The organism is Salinisphaera sp. RV14, assembly GCF_052044135.1.
Classification (GTDB): Bacteria; Pseudomonadota; Gammaproteobacteria; order Nevskiales; family Salinisphaeraceae; genus Salinisphaera.
Map to the genome: position 1 here is coordinate 453,204 of NZ_JBQDYF010000001.1, position 17,499 is coordinate 470,702.

At 62.7% G+C, this 17,499-nt stretch carries 24 protein-coding genes; all 24 read left to right on the plus strand.

What is annotated here, in order from left to right; all coding sequences use genetic code 11:
- Positions 1-93 precede the first annotated feature (93 nt).
- Positions 94-4,377 carry a DNA-directed RNA polymerase subunit beta' gene (rpoC, locus tag ACS8Y6_RS02075; RefSeq protein ID WP_440850410.1) on the plus strand — a complete coding sequence of 1,428 codons (4,284 nt, stop codon included), beginning with the start codon at positions 94-96 and terminating at the stop codon, positions 4,375-4,377.
- A 130-nt stretch (positions 4,378-4,507) separates the two neighbouring features.
- Positions 4,508-4,882 (plus strand): 30S ribosomal protein S12, encoded by a 375-nt coding sequence (rpsL, locus tag ACS8Y6_RS02080; protein ID WP_037341482.1) that lies wholly within the window; start codon positions 4,508-4,510, stop codon positions 4,880-4,882.
- A 39-nt stretch (positions 4,883-4,921) separates the two neighbouring features.
- Positions 4,922-5,395, plus strand: a complete 474-nt coding sequence (rpsG, locus tag ACS8Y6_RS02085; RefSeq protein ID WP_109992532.1) for a 30S ribosomal protein S7 — start codon at positions 4,922-4,924, stop codon at positions 5,393-5,395.
- A gap of 50 nt (positions 5,396-5,445) precedes the next feature.
- A complete protein-coding gene (gene fusA, locus ACS8Y6_RS02090) occupies positions 5,446-7,560 on the plus strand; it encodes an elongation factor G (protein WP_440850411.1) in 2,115 nt (704 codons plus the stop codon).
- Between the two features lie 12 nt (positions 7,561-7,572).
- Positions 7,573-8,763: an elongation factor Tu gene (tuf, locus tag ACS8Y6_RS02095; RefSeq protein ID WP_440850412.1), complete on the plus strand. Its 1,191-nt coding sequence runs from the start codon at positions 7,573-7,575 to the stop codon at positions 8,761-8,763.
- A gap of 15 nt (positions 8,764-8,778) precedes the next feature.
- Positions 8,779-9,093, plus strand: a complete 315-nt coding sequence (gene rpsJ, locus ACS8Y6_RS02100; RefSeq protein ID WP_006913628.1) for a 30S ribosomal protein S10 — start codon at positions 8,779-8,781, stop codon at positions 9,091-9,093.
- Between the two features lie 147 nt (positions 9,094-9,240).
- Positions 9,241-9,936 carry a 50S ribosomal protein L3 gene (rplC, locus tag ACS8Y6_RS02105; RefSeq protein WP_440850413.1) on the plus strand — a complete coding sequence of 232 codons (696 nt, stop codon included), beginning with the start codon at positions 9,241-9,243 and terminating at the stop codon, positions 9,934-9,936.
- 30 nt (positions 9,937-9,966) lie between these two features.
- Positions 9,967-10,575: a 50S ribosomal protein L4 gene (gene rplD / locus ACS8Y6_RS02110; RefSeq protein ID WP_440854893.1), complete on the plus strand. Its 609-nt coding sequence runs from the start codon at positions 9,967-9,969 to the stop codon at positions 10,573-10,575.
- Complete coding sequence (rplW, locus tag ACS8Y6_RS02115) at positions 10,572-10,874, plus strand: 50S ribosomal protein L23 (RefSeq protein ID WP_109995243.1); 303 nt, start codon at positions 10,572-10,574, stop codon at positions 10,872-10,874. Before rplD ends, rplW begins: the two co-directional genes overlap by 4 nt.
- Positions 10,875-10,899: 25 nt before the next feature.
- On the plus strand, positions 10,900-11,736 hold the full coding sequence (rplB, locus tag ACS8Y6_RS02120; RefSeq protein ID WP_440850416.1) for a 50S ribosomal protein L2: 837 nt from the start codon (positions 10,900-10,902) through the stop codon (positions 11,734-11,736).
- A 27-nt stretch (positions 11,737-11,763) separates the two neighbouring features.
- Positions 11,764-12,033 (plus strand): 30S ribosomal protein S19, encoded by a 270-nt coding sequence (gene rpsS / locus ACS8Y6_RS02125; RefSeq protein WP_440850417.1) that lies wholly within the window; start codon positions 11,764-11,766, stop codon positions 12,031-12,033.
- Between the two features lie 15 nt (positions 12,034-12,048).
- Complete coding sequence (gene rplV / locus ACS8Y6_RS02130; RefSeq protein WP_440850418.1) at positions 12,049-12,381, plus strand: 50S ribosomal protein L22; 333 nt, start codon at positions 12,049-12,051, stop codon at positions 12,379-12,381.
- A gap of 26 nt (positions 12,382-12,407) precedes the next feature.
- Complete coding sequence (rpsC, locus tag ACS8Y6_RS02135) at positions 12,408-13,085, plus strand: 30S ribosomal protein S3 (protein ID WP_440850419.1); 678 nt, start codon at positions 12,408-12,410, stop codon at positions 13,083-13,085.
- A gap of 6 nt (positions 13,086-13,091) precedes the next feature.
- Positions 13,092-13,505, plus strand: a complete 414-nt coding sequence (gene rplP / locus ACS8Y6_RS02140; protein ID WP_109992523.1) for a 50S ribosomal protein L16 — start codon at positions 13,092-13,094, stop codon at positions 13,503-13,505.
- Between the two features lie 8 nt (positions 13,506-13,513).
- Positions 13,514-13,708, plus strand: a complete 195-nt coding sequence (gene rpmC / locus ACS8Y6_RS02145; RefSeq protein ID WP_440850420.1) for a 50S ribosomal protein L29 — start codon at positions 13,514-13,516, stop codon at positions 13,706-13,708.
- Between the two features lie 5 nt (positions 13,709-13,713).
- On the plus strand, positions 13,714-14,013 hold the full coding sequence (gene rpsQ, locus ACS8Y6_RS02150) for a 30S ribosomal protein S17 (protein ID WP_109992521.1): 300 nt from the start codon (positions 13,714-13,716) through the stop codon (positions 14,011-14,013).
- A gap of 8 nt (positions 14,014-14,021) precedes the next feature.
- The gene (rplN, locus tag ACS8Y6_RS02155) at positions 14,022-14,387 is read left to right on the plus strand and encodes a 50S ribosomal protein L14 (RefSeq protein WP_109992520.1); all 366 of its coding nucleotides are present in this window, start codon (positions 14,022-14,024) and stop codon (positions 14,385-14,387) included.
- Positions 14,384-14,716, plus strand: a complete 333-nt coding sequence (gene rplX / locus ACS8Y6_RS02160; protein WP_440850421.1) for a 50S ribosomal protein L24 — start codon at positions 14,384-14,386, stop codon at positions 14,714-14,716. Before rplN ends, rplX begins: the two co-directional genes overlap by 4 nt.
- Positions 14,717-14,723: 7 nt before the next feature.
- The gene (gene rplE / locus ACS8Y6_RS02165; protein ID WP_440850422.1) at positions 14,724-15,287 is read left to right on the plus strand and encodes a 50S ribosomal protein L5; all 564 of its coding nucleotides are present in this window, start codon (positions 14,724-14,726) and stop codon (positions 15,285-15,287) included.
- A 2-nt stretch (positions 15,288-15,289) separates the two neighbouring features.
- Positions 15,290-15,595 (plus strand): 30S ribosomal protein S14, encoded by a 306-nt coding sequence (gene rpsN / locus ACS8Y6_RS02170; RefSeq protein ID WP_440850423.1) that lies wholly within the window; start codon positions 15,290-15,292, stop codon positions 15,593-15,595.
- Positions 15,596-15,621: 26 nt separating this feature from the next.
- Positions 15,622-16,017 carry a 30S ribosomal protein S8 gene (gene rpsH, locus ACS8Y6_RS02175; RefSeq protein ID WP_440850424.1) on the plus strand — a complete coding sequence of 132 codons (396 nt, stop codon included), beginning with the start codon at positions 15,622-15,624 and terminating at the stop codon, positions 16,015-16,017.
- A gap of 24 nt (positions 16,018-16,041) precedes the next feature.
- Positions 16,042-16,572 carry a 50S ribosomal protein L6 gene (gene rplF / locus ACS8Y6_RS02180; RefSeq protein WP_440850425.1) on the plus strand — a complete coding sequence of 177 codons (531 nt, stop codon included), beginning with the start codon at positions 16,042-16,044 and terminating at the stop codon, positions 16,570-16,572.
- Between the two features lie 36 nt (positions 16,573-16,608).
- Positions 16,609-16,968 carry a 50S ribosomal protein L18 gene (rplR, locus tag ACS8Y6_RS02185; protein WP_440850426.1) on the plus strand — a complete coding sequence of 120 codons (360 nt, stop codon included), beginning with the start codon at positions 16,609-16,611 and terminating at the stop codon, positions 16,966-16,968.
- Between the two features lie 12 nt (positions 16,969-16,980).
- A complete protein-coding gene (rpsE, locus tag ACS8Y6_RS02190; protein ID WP_037341324.1) occupies positions 16,981-17,490 on the plus strand; it encodes a 30S ribosomal protein S5 in 510 nt (169 codons plus the stop codon).
- The last annotated feature ends 9 nt before the right edge of the window (positions 17,491-17,499 follow it).

Genomic DNA, 17,499 nt, shown 5'->3' on the forward strand with positions numbered 1-17,499 from the left:
GAGGAACGCGGTGGCGGCCGGGCAACCGGCCGCCGGCACGGTGCGACCCACCGTGCGCGTTGCAACCACGCCCCTCACGATCCGGAGTAGGACATGAAAGATCTGCTGAATCTGTTCAAGAGCCAGGACGACGTCGAAGAGTTCGACGCCATTCGAATCAGCCTGGCTTCGCCCGAGACCATTCGTTCCTGGTCTTTTGGCGAGGTCAAGAAACCCGAGACCATCAACTACCGGACCTTCAAGCCGGAGCGCGACGGGTTGTTCTGCGCGCGCATCTTCGGCCCGGTCAAGGACTACGAGTGCTTGTGCGGCAAGTACAAGCGCATGAAGCATCGCGGTGTGATCTGCGAAAAATGCGGCGTCGAGGTCACCCAGACCAAGGTGCGGCGCGAGCGCATGGGTCATATCGACCTGGCCGCGCCGGTGGCCCATATCTGGTTCCTCAAGAGCCTGCCGTCCCGTATCGGCCTGCTGCTCGACATGCCGCTGCGCGCGATCGAGCGCGTGCTGTATTTCGAAGCCTACGTCGTGACCGATCCCGGCATGACGCCGCTCGAGCCCTATGCGCTGCTGTCCGAAGAGGAATACCTCGAAACGGTGGAGCAGTACGGCGATGAATTCACCGCCAAGATGGGCGCCGAGGCCGTTCTCGACATCCTCAAGAACATGGACATGGCCGCCGAAGCGCAGCGCATGCGTGAGGAGTTGGGTGCGACCGGTTCGGCCACCAAGATCAAGCGTCTCGGCAAGCGCCTGAAGCTGCTGGAGTATTTCCATCAGTCGGGCAACAAGGCCGAGTGGATGATCCTGCGGGCGCTGCCGGTGCTGCCGCCGGACCTGCGTCCGCTGGTGCCGCTGGATGGCGGCCGCTTCGCCACCTCGGATCTCAACGATCTGTACCGGCGTGTGATCAACCGCAACAACCGCCTCGCGCGGCTGCTCGACCTGAACGCGCCGGACATCATCGTGCGCAACGAAAAGCGCATGCTGCAGGAATCGGTGGATGCGCTGATCGACAACGGCCGCCGCGGCCGGGCGATCACCGGTTCCAACCGGCGCCCGCTGAAGTCGCTGGCCGACATGATCAAGGGCAAGCAGGGCCGGTTCCGCCAGAACCTGCTCGGCAAACGCGTCGACTACTCGGGCCGTTCGGTGATCGTGGTCGGCCCGACGCTCAAGCTGCACCAGTGCGGCCTGCCCAAGAAAATGGCGCTCGAGCTGTTCAAGCCGTTCATCTATTCCCGCCTGCAGCGTCTGGAGTACGCCTCCACGATCAAGGCGGCCAAGAAGATGGTCGAGCGCGAAGAACCGGAAGTCTGGGACATGTTGGAAAACGTGATCCGCGAGCATCCGGTGCTGCTCAACCGCGCGCCGACCCTGCATCGCCTGGGTATCCAGGCGTTCGAGCCGGTGCTGATCGAGGGCAAGGCGATCCAGCTGCATCCGCTGGTCTGCACCGCCTTCAACGCCGACTTCGACGGCGACCAGATGGCCGTGCACGTGCCGCTGTCCGTCGAGGCACAGCTGGAAGCGCGCGTGCTGATGATGTCGACCAACAACGTGCTGTCGCCGGCCTCCGGCGCGCCCATCATCGTGCCCACCCAGGACGTCGTGCTCGGGCTGTACTGGATGACCCGTTCGCGGGTGAACCAGGCCGGCGAGGGCATGACCTTCTCCGATCCGGCCGAGGTGCATCGCGCCTATGACGCCGGGCAGGTGCATCTGCAGGCCCTGATCAAGGTCCGTCTCGACGACGTCGACATGGACGAGGATGGCAATACGACGCCGGTCACGCGCATCGTCGAGACCACCGTCGGCCGGGCGATGCTCTATGACATCCTGCCCCCGGGCCTGCCGTTCGCCATGATCAACCAGGAGCTCGGCAAGAAAACGGTCAGCGAAGTCATCAATCAGGCGTACCGCAACGTCGGTCTCAAGGAGACCGTGGTCTTCGCCGACCAGTTGATGTACACCGGTTTCCGCATGTCGACCAAGGCCGGTATCTCGATCGCCGTGGGCGACATGGTGATTCCGGAAGAAAAGCAGACCGTGCTGGCGCGGGCCGAGGACGAAGTCAAGGAGATCGAGGATCAATACACCTCTGGTCTCGTGACCCAGGGCGAGCGTTACAACAAGGTCATCGATATCTGGTCCCGGGCGAACGAGCAGATCGCCAATGCCATGATGGACAAGCTCGGCCTGGACGAAGTCGTGGACGGCGAGGGCAACCCCGTCGACCAGACCTCGTTCAACTCGATCTTCATGATGGCGGACTCCGGCGCCCGTGGTAGCGCGGCCCAGATCCGCCAGCTGGCCGGCATGCGTGGCCTGATGGCCAAACCGGACGGCTCGATCATCGAGACGCCCATCACGGCCAACTTCCGCGAGGGGCTGAACGTACTGCAGTACTTCATCTCCACGCACGGCGCCCGCAAGGGTCTGGCCGACACCGCGCTCAAGACCGCGAACTCGGGTTATCTGACCCGGCGTCTCGTGGATGTGTCGCAGGACGTTGTTATCACCGACGTGGACTGCGGCACCGAGGGCGGTATTCCGATGTACCCGATCGTGGAAGGCGGCGACGTGGTCGAGCCCCTGCGCGAACGGGTGCTCGGTCGCGTGCTGGCGCGCGACGTGGTCGACCCGGCCGACAACACGACCCTGATCGATGCCGGCACGCTGCTCACCGAGCGCGAGGTCGACAAGCTCGAGGTCAACTCCATCGACATGGTGCATGTGCGCAGCCCGATCACCTGTGAAGCATCGTTCGGCGTGTGCGCGCAGTGCTATGGCCGGGATCTGGCGCGTGGCGAGCGGGTCTCGATCGGCGAATCCGTCGGCGTGATTGCGGCGCAGTCGATCGGCGAGCCCGGCACGCAGCTGACCATGCGTACCTTCCACGTCGGCGGCGCGGCCTCGCGTGCGGTTTCGGCCGACGGCGTCGAGACCAAGACCGACGGCACGGTCAAGCTGCACAACATCAAGACCGTGGCGCACGCCGAGGACGGGCATCTGGTCGCGGTGTCGCGATCGGGCGAAATCGGCGTCATGGACGACAACTACCGCGAAAAGGAACGCTACAAGATCCCCTACGGCGCGCGGCTGCACGTCGGCGAGGGCGATCAGGTCGAGGCCGGCAAGCGTCTCGCCGACTGGGATCCGCATACCCATCCGATCATCTCGGAAGTCGCCGGCAAGGTGAAGTTCGAGGAGTTCATCGAAGGTGTGACGGTGCAGCGCGAGATCGACGAAATCACCGGCGTTTCCACGCTGGTGGTGACCGAGCCGAAATCGCGCGGCCAGGCCAACAAGGACCTGCGCCCGGTGATCAAGCTGCTCGACGGCGACGGCAATGAGCTGAACTTCCCGGGTACCGAGATCCCGGCGGCGTACAGTCTGCCACCCAAGGCGATCGTGGTAGTGGAGGACGGGCAGGAGATCGTGGTGGGTGACGTCACCGCCCGTATTCCGCAGGAATCGTCCAAGACCCGCGACATCACGGGTGGTCTGCCCCGCGTGGCCGACCTGTTCGAGGCGCGCAAGCCCAAGGTGCCGGCGATTCTCGCCGAAGCCGCGGGCACCGTGCGTTTCGGTGAGGCGACCAAGGGCAAGCAGCGCCTCAAGATCGTCGATTCCGATGGCTACGAGACCGAGCTGCTGGTGCCGAAGTGGCGTCAGATCAACGTCTTCGAGGGCGAGTACGTCGAGAAGGGCGAAATCGTGTCCGACGGCGAGCCGATGCCGCACGACATCCTGCGTCTCCAGGGGATTCCGAAGCTCTCGGACTATCTGGTCAAGGAGATTCAGGACGTCTACCGGCTGCAGGGCGTGCGTATCAACGACAAGCACATCGAGGTGATCATTCGCCAGATGCTGCGTCGGGTCGAGATTGTCGACGCGGGTGATACCAAGTTCCTGCAGGGCGAGCAGGCCGAGTACCAGGCGGTGCTGGACGAGAATCGCCGGGTCGAGGCCAAGGGCGAGCAGCCCGCGACCTTCGACCGGCTGTTGCTGGGCATCACCAAGGCGAGCCTGTCGACCGAGTCGTTCATTTCGGCGGCCTCGTTCCAGGAAACCACGCGCGTGCTGACCGAAGCCTCCGTGCGCGGCGCCCGGGACGATCTGCGGGGTCTCAAGGAAAACGTCATCGTCGGTCGGCTGATTCCGGCGGGTACCGGCCTGGCGTATCACGAGCAGCGTCGGCGCGAGCGCATGGGCCCGCTGGACCTGCAGGGCGCTCTGCCGGCCACTCGGGGCGAAGCGGTCGAGGAGGCCGTGGAGATGGCCGCCGAGGCCAATGCCGACGCCGAGGACGCGCTGGATCGCGCTGACGCGGGTTCGCACAATGCCGACGCCGCCGGCGACGAGCAGAACTGATGGCGCTACCGGGCAGGCGCGCGATGGTTGACACCAGCGTGCGTCTGCCTTAGTATCCGCCGTCCTCTTCTGGCAGCCTGGATTCCCGGGCTGCCTTAATATTTTTTAAGATCAAGATCAGGGTGACGACGTGTCTACGGTCAACCAATTGGTCCGTAAGGGCCGCAAGGACAAACGGCAGAAGAATGACGTGCCGGCGTTGCAGGGCTGCCCGCAGAAGCGTGGCGTCTGCACCCGCGTCTATACCACCACGCCGAAGAAGCCGAACTCGGCACTGCGCAAGGTCGCGCGTGTGCGGCTGACCAACGGCTATGAAGTGGCCAGCTACATCGGTGGTGAAGGTCATAACCTTCAGGAACACTCCGTCGTGCTGATTCGCGGCGGTCGTGTCAAGGACTTGCCCGGTGTGCGTTACCACACGGTGCGCGGTGCGCTGGATGCCTCGGGCGTGGAAGCGCGTCGTCAGGGTCGTTCGAAGTACGGCGCCAAGAAGCCGAAGTCGTAGGTCGGCCGCATCCGTTCAAACGAATAGGTTAGAAAAGCTATGTCCCGTCGTGCATCCGCCCCGCGCCGCGAAATCCTTCCGGATCCGCGGTATCACAGCGAGCTCCTCGCCAAGTTCATGAACATGATCATGGAGGATGGCAAGAAGTCGAAGGCCGAAATGATCGTCTACGGCGCGCTGTCCCAGATCTCCACCAAGAAAGGCACGGACGAGCCTCTGGAAGTGCTGCAGGAAGCGCTCGACAACGTGCGTCCTGCGGTCGAGGTCAAGTCCCGCCGCGTGGGCGGCGCCACCTATCAGGTGCCGGTCGAGGTGCGCGCGATTCGTCGTACGACGCTCGCCATGCGCTGGGTTATCGATGCCGCGCGCAAGCGTGGCGAGAACACCATGGCGCGTCGGTTGGCCGGCGAGCTGATCGATGCCTCCGAGCATCGCGGTGCGGCGGTCAAGAAGCGTGAGGACACGCATCGCATGGCCGACGCCAACAAGGCGTTCTCGCACTTCCGCTGGTAAGACGCGCGATCCCCGCGCGCACCATTTCGCAAGAGCTACAAGAGACCCTCATGGCCCGTAAGCATCCACTTGAGCGTTATCGCAACATTGGCATCATGGCCCACATCGATGCCGGCAAGACGACGACGACCGAACGTGTTCTGTACTACACCGGTATCTCTCACAAGATGGGCGAGGTGCATGACGGCGCGGCCGTGATGGACTGGATGGCGCAGGAGCAGGAGCGCGGCATCACCATTACCTCGGCTGCCACCACCTGTTTCTGGCAGGGTATGGAGCAGCAGTATCCGCACCAGTATCGAATCAACATCATCGATACGCCCGGTCACGTTGACTTCACTATCGAAGTCGAGCGTTCGCTACGTGTGCTCGACGGCGCCGTGTGCGTGCTGGACGCCAATGCCGGTGTGGAGCCGCAGACCGAAACGGTCTGGCGTCAGGCCAACAAGTATCACGTGCCGCGGATTGTCTTCGTCAACAAGATGGACAAGCTGGGCGCGGATTACTGGCGCTGTCTCGAGATGATGAAGTCGCGGCTGGCCAGCACTCCGGTGACTCTGCAGTTGCCGATCGGCGCTGAGGACGAGTTCGAGGGCGTGGTCGACCTGATTCGCATGCAGGCGATCTACTGGAACCAGGAAGACGGCGGCCGCACGTTCGAGGCGCGCGATATTCCCGAGCATCTTCAGGCCGACGCCGAGAAGTTCCGGGAAGCCATGGTCGAGGCGGCAGCCGAGGCCGATGAAGAGATCATGGAGAAATATCTCGAATCGGGTGAGTTGAGCATCGACGACATCAAATCGGGCCTGCGCAAGCGCACGATCAACAACGAGATCACGCCGACGATCTGCGGTACCGCGTTCAAGAACAAGGGCGTCCAGGCGATGCTCGACGCGGTCATCGACTACTTGCCGGCGCCGACCGAAGTGCCGGCGATCAAGGGCATCGACGCCAACGATCCGGAAAAGCAGATCGAGCGCCATGCCACCGACGACGAGCCGTTCTCCGCGCTGGTGTTCAAGATTGCCACCGATCCGTTTGTCGGCTCGCTCTCGTTCATTCGTGTGTATTCAGGCGTGCTGGCATCGGGCGACGCGGTTTACAACCCGATCGAGAACAAGAAAGAGCGCGTGGGTCGTCTGCTTCAGATGCATTCCAACTCGCGCGAAGAGATCAAGGAAATCCGCGCGGGCGATATCGCGGCCGTGGTCGGCCTGAAAAACGTGACCACCGGTTATACGCTCTGTGCGCCTGACTCCCAGGTCATTCTCGAGCGTATGGAGTTCCCGGAGCCGGTTATTGCCGTCGCGGTCGAGCCCAAGACCAAGTCCGACCAGGAAAAGATGGGCGTGGCGTTGTCGAAGCTTGCGCAGGAGGATCCGTCCTTCCGTGTGCGCACGGACGAAGAGACGTCGCAGACCATCATCTCGGGCATGGGCGAGTTGCATCTTGAAATCATCGTCGATCGCATGAAGCGAGAGTTCGGTGTCGAGGCCAACGTCGGTGCGCCGCAGGTGGCCTATCGCGAGACCATTCGCAAGAAGGTCGAGCAGGAAGGCAAGTTCGTTCGTCAGTCGGGTGGTCGTGGTCAGTACGGGCACGTCTATCTGCGCATCGAGCCGCAGGAAGAAGCCGGCGCCGGCTATGAATTCGTCAACGCCATTGTCGGTGGCGTGGTGCCGAAGGAATACATCGGCGCGGTCGACAAGGGTATTCAGGAGGCCATGACCAACGGCGTGGTCGCGGGCTACCCCATGGTCGATATCAAGGTCACCCTCTACGACGGTTCTTACCATGATGTTGACTCCAACGAGGCGGCGTTTAAAATAGCCGGCTCGATGGCACTCAAGGATGGTGCGCGCAAGGCTTCGGCCGTGTTGCTCGAGCCGATGATGGACGTCGAAGTCGTCACGCCCGAAGAGTACATGGGCGACGTCATGGGCGATCTCAATCGGCGTCGCGGCAATCTGAAGGGCATGGAAGACATCCCGACCGGCAAGCAGATTTCGGCTACGGTGCCGTTGTCCGAGATGTTCGGTTATGCGACCGATTTGCGCTCCATGAGTCAGGGGCGTGCCACCTACACCATGCAATTCGACAATTATGCAGAAGCGCCGCGAAATATCGTCGAGGCGTTGACTCGCAATCAACCGGAAAAGGCATAAGAGGAAGTCGCCGTGTCCAAATCAAAATTCGAGCGTAACAAGCCGCACGTCAACGTCGGCACGATTGGTCACGTGGACCATGGCAAGACGACGCTGACGGCCGCGCTGACGGTGGTGTCGAACCGGTTGTTCGGTTCGGAGCTGTCGGCGTTTGATGCCATCGACAAGGCGCCGGAAGAAAAGGCGCGCGGCATCACGATCTCCACCTCGCACGTCGAGTACGAGAGTGAAGCGCGTCACTATGCGCACGTGGACTGCCCGGGCCATGCGGACTACGTCAAGAACATGATCACGGGTGCCGCGCAGATGGACGGCGCGATCCTGGTTGTGTCGGCGGCCGACGGCCCCATGCCGCAGACGCGCGAGCACATTCTGCTGGCGCGCCAGGTGGGCGTGCCGTTCATTGTCGTATACCTGAACAAGGCCGACATGGTGGACGACGAAGAGCTGCTTGAGCTGGTGGAAATGGAGGTCCGCGAACTGCTGGACGCCTACGACTTCCCGGGCGACGACACGCCGGTGATCATCGGCAGTGCGCTCAAGGCGCTGGAAGGCGACGAAGGCGAGCACGGGGCGGAATCGATCGCCAAGCTCGTGCGGGCCATGGATGAATTCATTCCGGACCCCGAGCGTGCCATCGACGGAGCGTTCCTGATGCCGGTCGAAGACGTGTTCTCGATCTCCGGCCGCGGCACGGTCGCCACCGGTCGTGTCGAGCGCGGCGTGGTCAACGTGGGTGACGACATCGAAATCGTGGGCATCAACCCCACGACCAAGACGACGGTCACCGGCGTGGAGATGTTCCGCAAGCTGCTGGACCAGGGTCAGGCAGGCGACAACATCGGCGCGCTGCTGCGCGGCACCAAGCGCGAAGACATCGAGCGTGGTCAGGTGCTGGCCAAGCCGGGATCGATCACGCCGCACACCAACTTCGAATGCGAAGTGTACGTGCTGAAGAAGGAAGAGGGCGGTCGTCATACGCCGTTCTTCAAGGGCTATCGTCCGCAGTTCTACTTCCGCACGACGGACGTGACGGGCGCTTGCGAGCTGCCGGCGGACACCGAGATGGTGATGCCGGGCGACAACGTGACGATGAACGTTGAGCTCATTCATCCGATTGCGATGGAAGAAGGCCTGCGCTTCGCCATTCGTGAAGGCGGTCGCACTGTGGGTGCGGGCGTCGTGACCAAAATTACGGCCTGAGGCATTTGAATCGTCATGGCAGCTAGTCAGAACATTCGTATTCGTCTCAAGGCGTTCGACCATCGATTGATCGATAAGTCGGCCCGCGAGATCGTCGAGACCGCCAAGCGTACCGGTGCGCAGGTCCACGGCCCGATCCCGCTGCCGACGCGCAAGGAGCGCTATACCATCCTGATCTCGCCGCACGTCAACAAGGACGCCCGGGATCAGTATGAAATCCGCACGCACAAGCGGATGATGGATATTGTCGAGCCGACCGAGAAGACGGTCGACGCGTTGATGAAACTCGATCTTGCTGCGGGCGTCGACGTCCAAATTAAATTGCAGTAAGGGCGACACAAGTCACCGGGGCGTGTTATACTTCGCGCCCTCTTGTTGGAAGAGGCCCGCGATCACGCGGGCCCTTTGCACTGGAAAACCATACTTGAACTGTCGCCCCCTCTAGCGAGTGGCGATAAGCGAGAAGGTACTTAATAAATGGCTATTGGATTGGTAGGTCGCAAGCGCGGCATGACGCGCGTGTTCGACGACAACGGCGTGTCCGTGCCTGTCACGGTCGTCGAGGTCGAGCCGAACCGCGTCGTCCAGAAAAAAGATGTCGAAACCGATGGCTACCGCGCACTGCAGGTGACGACCGGTACGCGTCGCGCAAACCGCGTGACCAGGCCGGCCGCCGGGCACTTCAAGAAGGCCGGCGTCGAGGCGGGTCGCGGTATGTGGGAGTTTCGCGTGGACGGTGACTGGCCCCGGGTTGCGTCCGGCGCGGCCGATGGCGAAGAGGCCGTCGAGCCGGAGCAGGTCGAGATCGAGGTCGGCGGTGAGCTGACGGTGTCGATCTTCGCCGCCGGGCAGTACGTCGACGTGATCGGGCGCTCCATCGGCAAGGGCTACGGTGGTGTGATCAAGCGTCACAATTTCCGGTCCCAGCGGTCGACGCATGGTAACTCGAAGGCGCATCGCGCGCCGGGCTCGATTGGTCAGAACCAGTCGCCGGGTCATGTGTTCAAGGGCAAGAAGATGGCCGGCCAGCTGGGTAACGCCCGTACCACGGTCCAGAACCTGGAAGTGGTTCGCGTGGACGAAGAGCGGGGTCTCATTCTGGTTCGCGGCGGTGTGCCGGGTGCCAAGAACGGTGACGTCATCATTCAGCCGGCGGTCAAGAAGGCCGGTTAACGGCGCGCTGGCGAATAGGCAGGTTTAAGCATGGAACTGAATCTCGCAAGCGGCGACAAGTCGGTTTCGGTGTCGGACGCCGTTTTCGGTCGCCCGTTCAACGAAACTCTGGTGCACCAGATCGTCACGGCATATCTCGCCGGTGGTCGTGCGGGCACCAAGGCGCAGAAAAATCGTGCGGAAGTGCGCGGCGGCGGCAAGAAGCCGTGGCGTCAGAAGGGCACGGGCCGCGCCCGGGCTGGCACCATTCGCAGTCCGATCTGGTCCGGTGGCGGCGTGACGTTCGCCGCAAGTCCCCGCGATTTCTCGCAGAAGGTCAACCGCAAGATGTATCGCGCCGGCATGAGTGCGATCGTTTCGGAGCTGGTTCGCCAGGATCGCCTTTCGGTGGTTTCGGATCTGGCGCTCGAGTCGCGTAGCACCAAGGGCCTGCTCAAGGCTCTGTCCGAGCAGTCGGTCGAGGCGCGCGGCGTGCTGGTTGTATCCGAAGTCGACGACAAGCTCGGCTATTCGGCCAACAATATCGTCGGCTTCGACGTGGTCGCGGTCACGGATCTCGATCCGGTCACGCTGGTCGGCGCTGAGCATGTGTTGATGACGGAAAGCGCGCTGCAGGCGTTCGAAGGATGGCTGGCATGAATAAAGAGCGCATCTATCAGGTACTGCGTTCGCCGCTCGTCTCGGAAAAGGCTTCGGTGGTTGGCGATTCGGCCAACCAGGTGGTCTTCCAGGTCGCCGGCGACGCGAACAAGCACGAGATCGCCGAAGCGGTCGCGTCCCTGTTCAACGTCAAGGTCGTCGGTGTGACCACGTTGAACAACAAGCCCAAGCAGAAGCGCTTTCGCGGCCAGGCCGGTTTGCGAAGCGGTTTCAAGAAGGCTTATGTGACGCTGGCCGAAGGCGACGAAATCGATTTTCTTGACGGCGCCGCCCAGTAGGGCGACGTAGCGGAGCTAGAATACTATGGCACTCAAGAAAGCCAATCCGACATCAGCGGGCCGGCGGTTCGTGGTCAGCGTCAAGCGCCCCGACCTGCACAGCGGCAGGCCGCATGAAGCGCTGCTGGTCAAGAAGCACAAGCAGGGTGGTCGCAACGCGCACGGCCGGATCACGGTTCGTCATCGCGGCGGCGGTCATCGTCAGCATTATCGGCTGATCGATTTCAAGCGCAACAAGGACGGCGTCCCGGGTAAGGTCGAGCGTCTGGAGTACGATCCGAATCGCAGCGCGAACATCGCGCTGGTGCTCTATGCCGACGGCGAGCGCCGATACATCATCGCGCCGCGCGGTGTCGAAGCCGGTACGCCGATCGTTTCCGGTCCGCAGTCGCCGATTCGTCCGGGCAACGCATTGCCGCTGGCCAGCATCCCGGTGGGTACAACGGTGCATTGTGTGGAAATGCGTCCCGGCAAGGGTGCCCAGCTGGCGCGCAGCGCCGGCACGAGCATCCAGATCGCGGCGCGGGCCGGCGAGTACTGCGTGTTGCGCCTGAAGTCCGGCGAAACCCGTCGCGTGCACATCAACTGCAAGGCGACCGTCGGCGAGGTTGGCAACAACGAGCACAGCCTGCGTCAGCTCGGCAAGGCCGGCGCCACACGCTGGCGCGGCAAGCGTCCCACCGTTCGCGGTGTGGCCATGAATCCGATCGACCACCCGCATGGTGGTGGCGAGGGTCGCACCAGCGGTGGCCGGCATCCGACCAGTCCCTGGGGTTGGAAGACCAAGGGTCTCAAGACTCGTTCGAACAAGCGCACCGACGGCATGATTGTCCGTCGGAGCACCAAGCGCAAAAAGCGCTAGGGCGCCAGACAAGGTACGGGATAAGTTATGCCACGTTCTCTCAAGAAAGGTCCCTTCGTCGACCTGCATCTGGCCAGGAAGGTCGAGGCGGCTCAGGGTGCGAGCACCAAGCGTCCGATCAAGACCTGGTCGCGTCGCTCGATGGTGACGCCGGACATGATCGGCCTCACCATCGCGGTCCACAACGGCCGCCAGCACGTTCCGGTATTCGTGTCCGAAAATATGGTCGGACACAAGCTGGGTGAATTTTCGCCGACCCGGACCTTCAAGGGTCATCTCGGCGATCGCAAGGGTTAACGCGGAGATATCGAGATGGAATCTGTCGCAAAATTGCGGTTCGCGCGTATCTCGCCGCAGAAGGCCCGCCTGGTCGCCGACGAAGTCCGCGGCATGCCGGTTGAGCGGGCGCTCGAAGTGCTTGAGTTCTCGACCAAGAAGGCGGCGCGGATCGTGCACAAGGTGCTCGAGTCGGCGCTTGCCAATGCCGAGCACAACGAGGGTGCGGATATCGACGAGCTCAGGATCGCGACCATCATGGTCGACGAGGGGCCGACGATGAAGCGGATGAAGCCGCGTGCCCGCGGCAGCGCCGATCGCATCCTGAAGCGGACGAGTCACGTCACCATTCGAGTGGCCGACCGCTAGGCGGTCCAACGACAGCGGATAAAGATATGGGTCATAAAGTACATCCCGTCGGTTTCCGGCTCGGCATCACCACCGAGTGGAGCTCGCGCTGGTACGCCGAGGGTCAGGGTTACGCCGATGCGCTGAACACCGATCTGGCGGTGCGCGAATTCATTCGCGAAAAGCTGTCGCATGCGTCGGTCAGTCGTATTCAGATCGACCGTCCGGCCCGTTCGGCTCGCATCACGATTCACACCGCACGGCCGGGTATCGTGATCGGCAAGAAGGGCGAGGACATCGACAAGCTGCGGTCCGAGGTGGCGGCACGCATGGGTGTGCCGGTGCATCTGTCGGTCGAGGAGATTCGGCGTCCGGAGCTGGATGCCTATCTCGTCGCGCAGAATATCGCGCAGCAGCTCGAGCGCCGCATCATGTTTCGCCGCGCCATGAAGCGTGCGGTGGGCAACGCCATGCGCCTGGGCGCCGGCGGTATCCGCGTGAACGTCGCGGGGCGCCTGAACGGCGCCGAGATTGCGCGTACCGAATGGTACCGCGACGGCCGTGTGCCGCTGCATACGCTGCGTGCCGACATCGACTACGGCCTGGCGGAAGCCAAGACGACCTACGGTGTCATCGGCGTCAAGGTCTGGATCTTCAAGGGCGAGGTGTTCGACACCGAGCCTAAAGTCGAAGAAAGCGCCGAGTCCGGCGCTGCAGCGGGGTAAGGCGTTATGTTGCAACCCAAGCGAGTCAAGTTCCGCAAGGTGCAGAAAGGTCGCAACCGCGGCCTGGCGCAGCGCGGCAACGAAGTCAGCTTCGGCGAGTTCGGCCTCAAGGCCGTGGAGCGCGGTCGGCTGACGGCGCGGCAGATCGAGGCCGCACGTCGTGCCATGACGCGCTACATCAAGCGTGGCGGCAAGACCTGGATCCGCGTGTTCCCGGACAAGCCGGTAACCAAGAAGCCCATCGAAGTGCGTATGGGCAAGGGCAAGGGCAACGTCGAGTTCTGGGTCGCCAAGGTCCAGCCCGGCTCCATGCTCTACGAGATGGAAGGCGTTTCGCGTGAAGTGGCGCAGGAAGCGTTCCGGCTGGCCGCTTCCAAGTTGCCGGTCAAGACCGTGTTCGTCGAACGCAAGGTGATGTAGAGGCGATCATGAAAGCGACAGATCTGAGACAGAAATCGGCCGACGAGCTGAACGAGGAGCTGGTGGCGCTGCGGCGCGAGCAGTTCAACCTGCGCATGCAGCAGGGCAGCGGTCAGCTGGCGGCGACGCATCAGTTCGGACGTATCCGGCGCGATATCGCCCGTATCAAGACCGTGCTCAACGAAGCACGCAATCAGGGTTAACTCCGATGAGCGATACCAACACGCAACCCGAAGCAGGCGAAAAGCGCCAGCGCGCACTCGTGGGCCGCGTGGTCAGCAACGCGATGGACAAGACCATCGTGGTGTCGATCGAGCGGCGCATGCAGCATCCGCTGTATGGCAAGTACGTCAAGCGCAGCACGCGACTCAAGGCACACGACGCAGACAATGTCTGCAATGTGGGCGACTGGGTCGAGATTCGTGAGGGTCGCCCGATCTCTCGTCACAAATCGTGGTCGCTCAGCCGTGTCGTAGACAAGGCTGGCGAGTTCGATACTGCAGGATAGCCAAGGTCATGATTCAGACAGAATCGGAACTCAGCGCAGCCGACAACAGCGGTGCCCGTCGCGTCCAGTGCATCAAGGTACTGGGCGGTTCGCACCGGCGTTATGCTCGTGTCGGCGACATCATCAAGATCACGGTCAAGGATGCCATTCCGCGCGGTCGTGTGAAGAAAGGCGATGTGATGAACGCGGTCGTGGTGCGCACCAAGCGTGGCGTGCGTCGTGTGGATGGCTCGGTCATCCGCTTCGACAGCAACGCCGCCGTGCTGCTCAACGCCAACAACGAGCCGGTCGGGACCCGTATCTTCGGCCCGGTGACTCGTGAACTGCGTGCCAAGTTCATGCGCATCATTTCGCTTGCGCCGGAGGTGCTATGAGCTCCAGCAAAATCCGTAAAGGCGACGAAGTCATGGTGGTGGCCGGCAAGGACCGGGGCCGCCGCGGCACCGTCACACGTGTGCTCGACAACGGCAAGGTCTTGGTGGAAGGCTTGAACATGGTCAAAAAACATGTCAAGCCTGACCCCAACCAGGGTGTACAGGGTGGCATCGAGGAAAAGGAGATGCCGCTGCACGTGTCGAACGTGATGCTGTACAACCCGCAGACCGAAAAGGGCGAGCGTGTTGGTTTCAAATGGCTGGGTGAAGGTGAAGACCGACGCAAGGTGCGCGTCTTCAAGTCCTCCGGCGAAGTAGTGGACGCGTAGGCGAGTCATGGAAAACGCAGAACAGACAATCGCGCCGCGGTTGAAGGCCGTTTACAGGGATCGCATTGTCGGCGAGCTGGTCGAGAAGTTCGACTACAGCAGCCGCATGGCGGCGCCCCGGATTGCCAAGATCACGCTGAACATGGGCGTGGGCGAAGCGGTGTCGGATCGCAAGGTGATCGAGGCCGCGATGGGCGACATGGAAAAGATCGCCGGGCAGAAGCCGGTGATGACCCGTGCCCGCAAGTCGGTCGCCGGATTCAAGATCCGCGAAGGCTGGCCGATCGGCTGCAAGGTCACGCTCCGCCGCGCCCGGATGTATGAATTCCTGGACCGCCTGGTCAACGTGACGTTGCCGCGTATCCGCGATTTTCGCGGCCTCAATCCGCGCTCCTTCGACGGGCGGGGCAATTACAGCCTCGGCCTCAAGGAGCAGATCGTGTTTCCCGAGATCGATTACGATCGCGTGGATGCGTTGCGCGGCATGGATATCGTGATCTCGACCACCGCGTCGAGCGATGAAGAGGGGCGGGCCCTGCTTGAAGGGTTCAACTTCCCCTTCCGGAGATAATTATGGCGAAGAAAAGCATGATTGCGCGTGATGAAAAGCGCATGAAGATCGTAGCCAAGTACGCGGCCAAGCGTCAGGCGATCAAGGCCCGGATCGAAGATCCGCAGGCCACGCCTGAAGAGCGTTATGCCGCTGCCCAGGAATTGCAGGCGTTGCCGCGCGATGCGAGCCCGACCCGGGTTACGCGCCGTTGTCGAGTGACCGGGCGCCCGAAGGGTGTCTATCGCAAGTTCGGTCTGTCCCGTAACAAGCTGCGCGAAGCTGCGATGCGGGGCGAAGTGCCCGGCCTCGTGCTCTCGTCCTGGTAGTTCACAGTTAATAGGTATCGGTACGCATGAGTATGACTGACCCCATCGCCGACATGCTGACCCGTATTCGTAACGGGCAGTCGGCGGACAAGGAAAGCGTTGAAATGCCCTCCTCGAAGCTCAAGCTCGCGATTGCGAAGGTGCTCGAGGATGAAGGCTACATCAGTGGCTATGAAACGGCCGAGGTCGAGGGCAAGCCGCGTTTGCGGATTGGCCTGAAGTACTTCCAGGGCCACGGCGTGATCGAGTATATCGAGCGCGCCTCGAAACCCGGGCTGCGTCTTTACTGCAACAAGAACGATGTGCCCGAGGTCGTGGGTGGCTTGGGTATTTCGATCATCTCGACGTCGCAGGGCGTGATGTCCGACCGGGCGGCCCGCGCGGCCGGCCACGGCGGCGAAGTCCTCTGCTACGTATCGTAAGCCGGTCAGGCGAGGAGCAATAAGATGTCGAGAGTAGCCAAAGCGCCGGTTAATATTCCCAGCGGCGTCGAGTGTGTCGTCAATGGTCGCGATATCACGGTCAAGGGCAAGGGCGGCGAACTGGCGTTCCGCCTGCCGCTTGGCGTGGATCTGGAAGTTTCGGATGGCGTGGCACGAGCCCAGGCTACCGGTCGCCAGCCGAACATGGCCATGGCCGGCACGGTGCGGGCGACGGTTGCCAACATGGTCCACGGCGTGACCGAGGGCTTCGAGCGCAAACTGCAGCTTGAAGGCGTCGGTTATCGCGCCCAGGCCCAGGGCGGCAAGGTGAATCTGTCGCTGGGCCTGTCCCACCCGGTGGTCTACGAAGTGCCCGAGGGCGTGACGGTGGAAACGCCGAGCGCGACCGAGATCGTACTCAAGGGGGCCGATAAGCAGGTCGTGGGTCAGGCCGCGGCCGAGATTCGCGCCTGGCGTCCGCCCGAGCCGTACAAGGGCAAGGGCATTCGCTATGCGGGCGAACGAATCATCCGCAAAGACGCCAAGAAGAAGTAGCGCGTTTTCGCCTACAGCAACGGATTCAGGATCGTTATGCACAAGAAAACGGTTTCTCGTCTGCGGCGTGCGCGCCGGGCCCGGATGCACATGCGCAAGCTGGGCGCGCACCGCCTGTCGGTGCATCGCACGCCGCAGCACATTTATGCACAGATCGTCTCGCCGGACGGCGGCCGGACGCTGGTGTCGGCCTCGACGCTCGACAAGGATCTGCGGGGCGAAGTCGCGGGTCATCGCGGCAACAAGTCGGCCGCCGAACTGGTCGGTCGCACGATCGCCGAACGCGCCAAGGCCGCGGGCATCCAGGAGGTCGCCTTCGATCGCTCGGGCTTTGCCTATCACGGTCGCATCAAGGCGCTGGCCGATGCCGCGCGTGAAAGCGGCCTGCAGTTCTAACGGATACGAGATATGGCAACACGTAACGAACAACGCACCGAAGGCGACCTGCTCGAAAAGCTCGTCACTGTCAATCGCGTGGCCAAGGTGGTCAAGGGCGGCCGTCAGTTCGGCTTTACCGCGCTGACCGTGGTCGGCGACGGCGAGGGTCGCGTCGGCTATGGCTATGGCAAGGCGCGTGAAGTGCCGCTGGCCATCGCCAAGGCGATGGAGGCCGCGCGCAAGAGCATGGTGCGCGTGCAGATCAAGGAAGGCTCCACGCTGCAGCACGCCATTGTCGGCGAGCACGGTTCGAGCAAGGTGATCATGCGCCCGGCCTCGGAAGGTACCGGTGTGATTGCGGGCGGCGGCATGCGCGCGGTGTTCGAGGTTGCGGGCGTGAACAACGTACTGTGCAAGAGCTACGGCTCGCGTAATCCGATCAACCTGGTGCGGGCGACCATCAACGGTTTGCGCAACATGCATGATCCGGAATTCATTGCGGCCAAGCGCGGCAAGTCCGTCGAAGACATTACGGCGTAAACGAGGCGG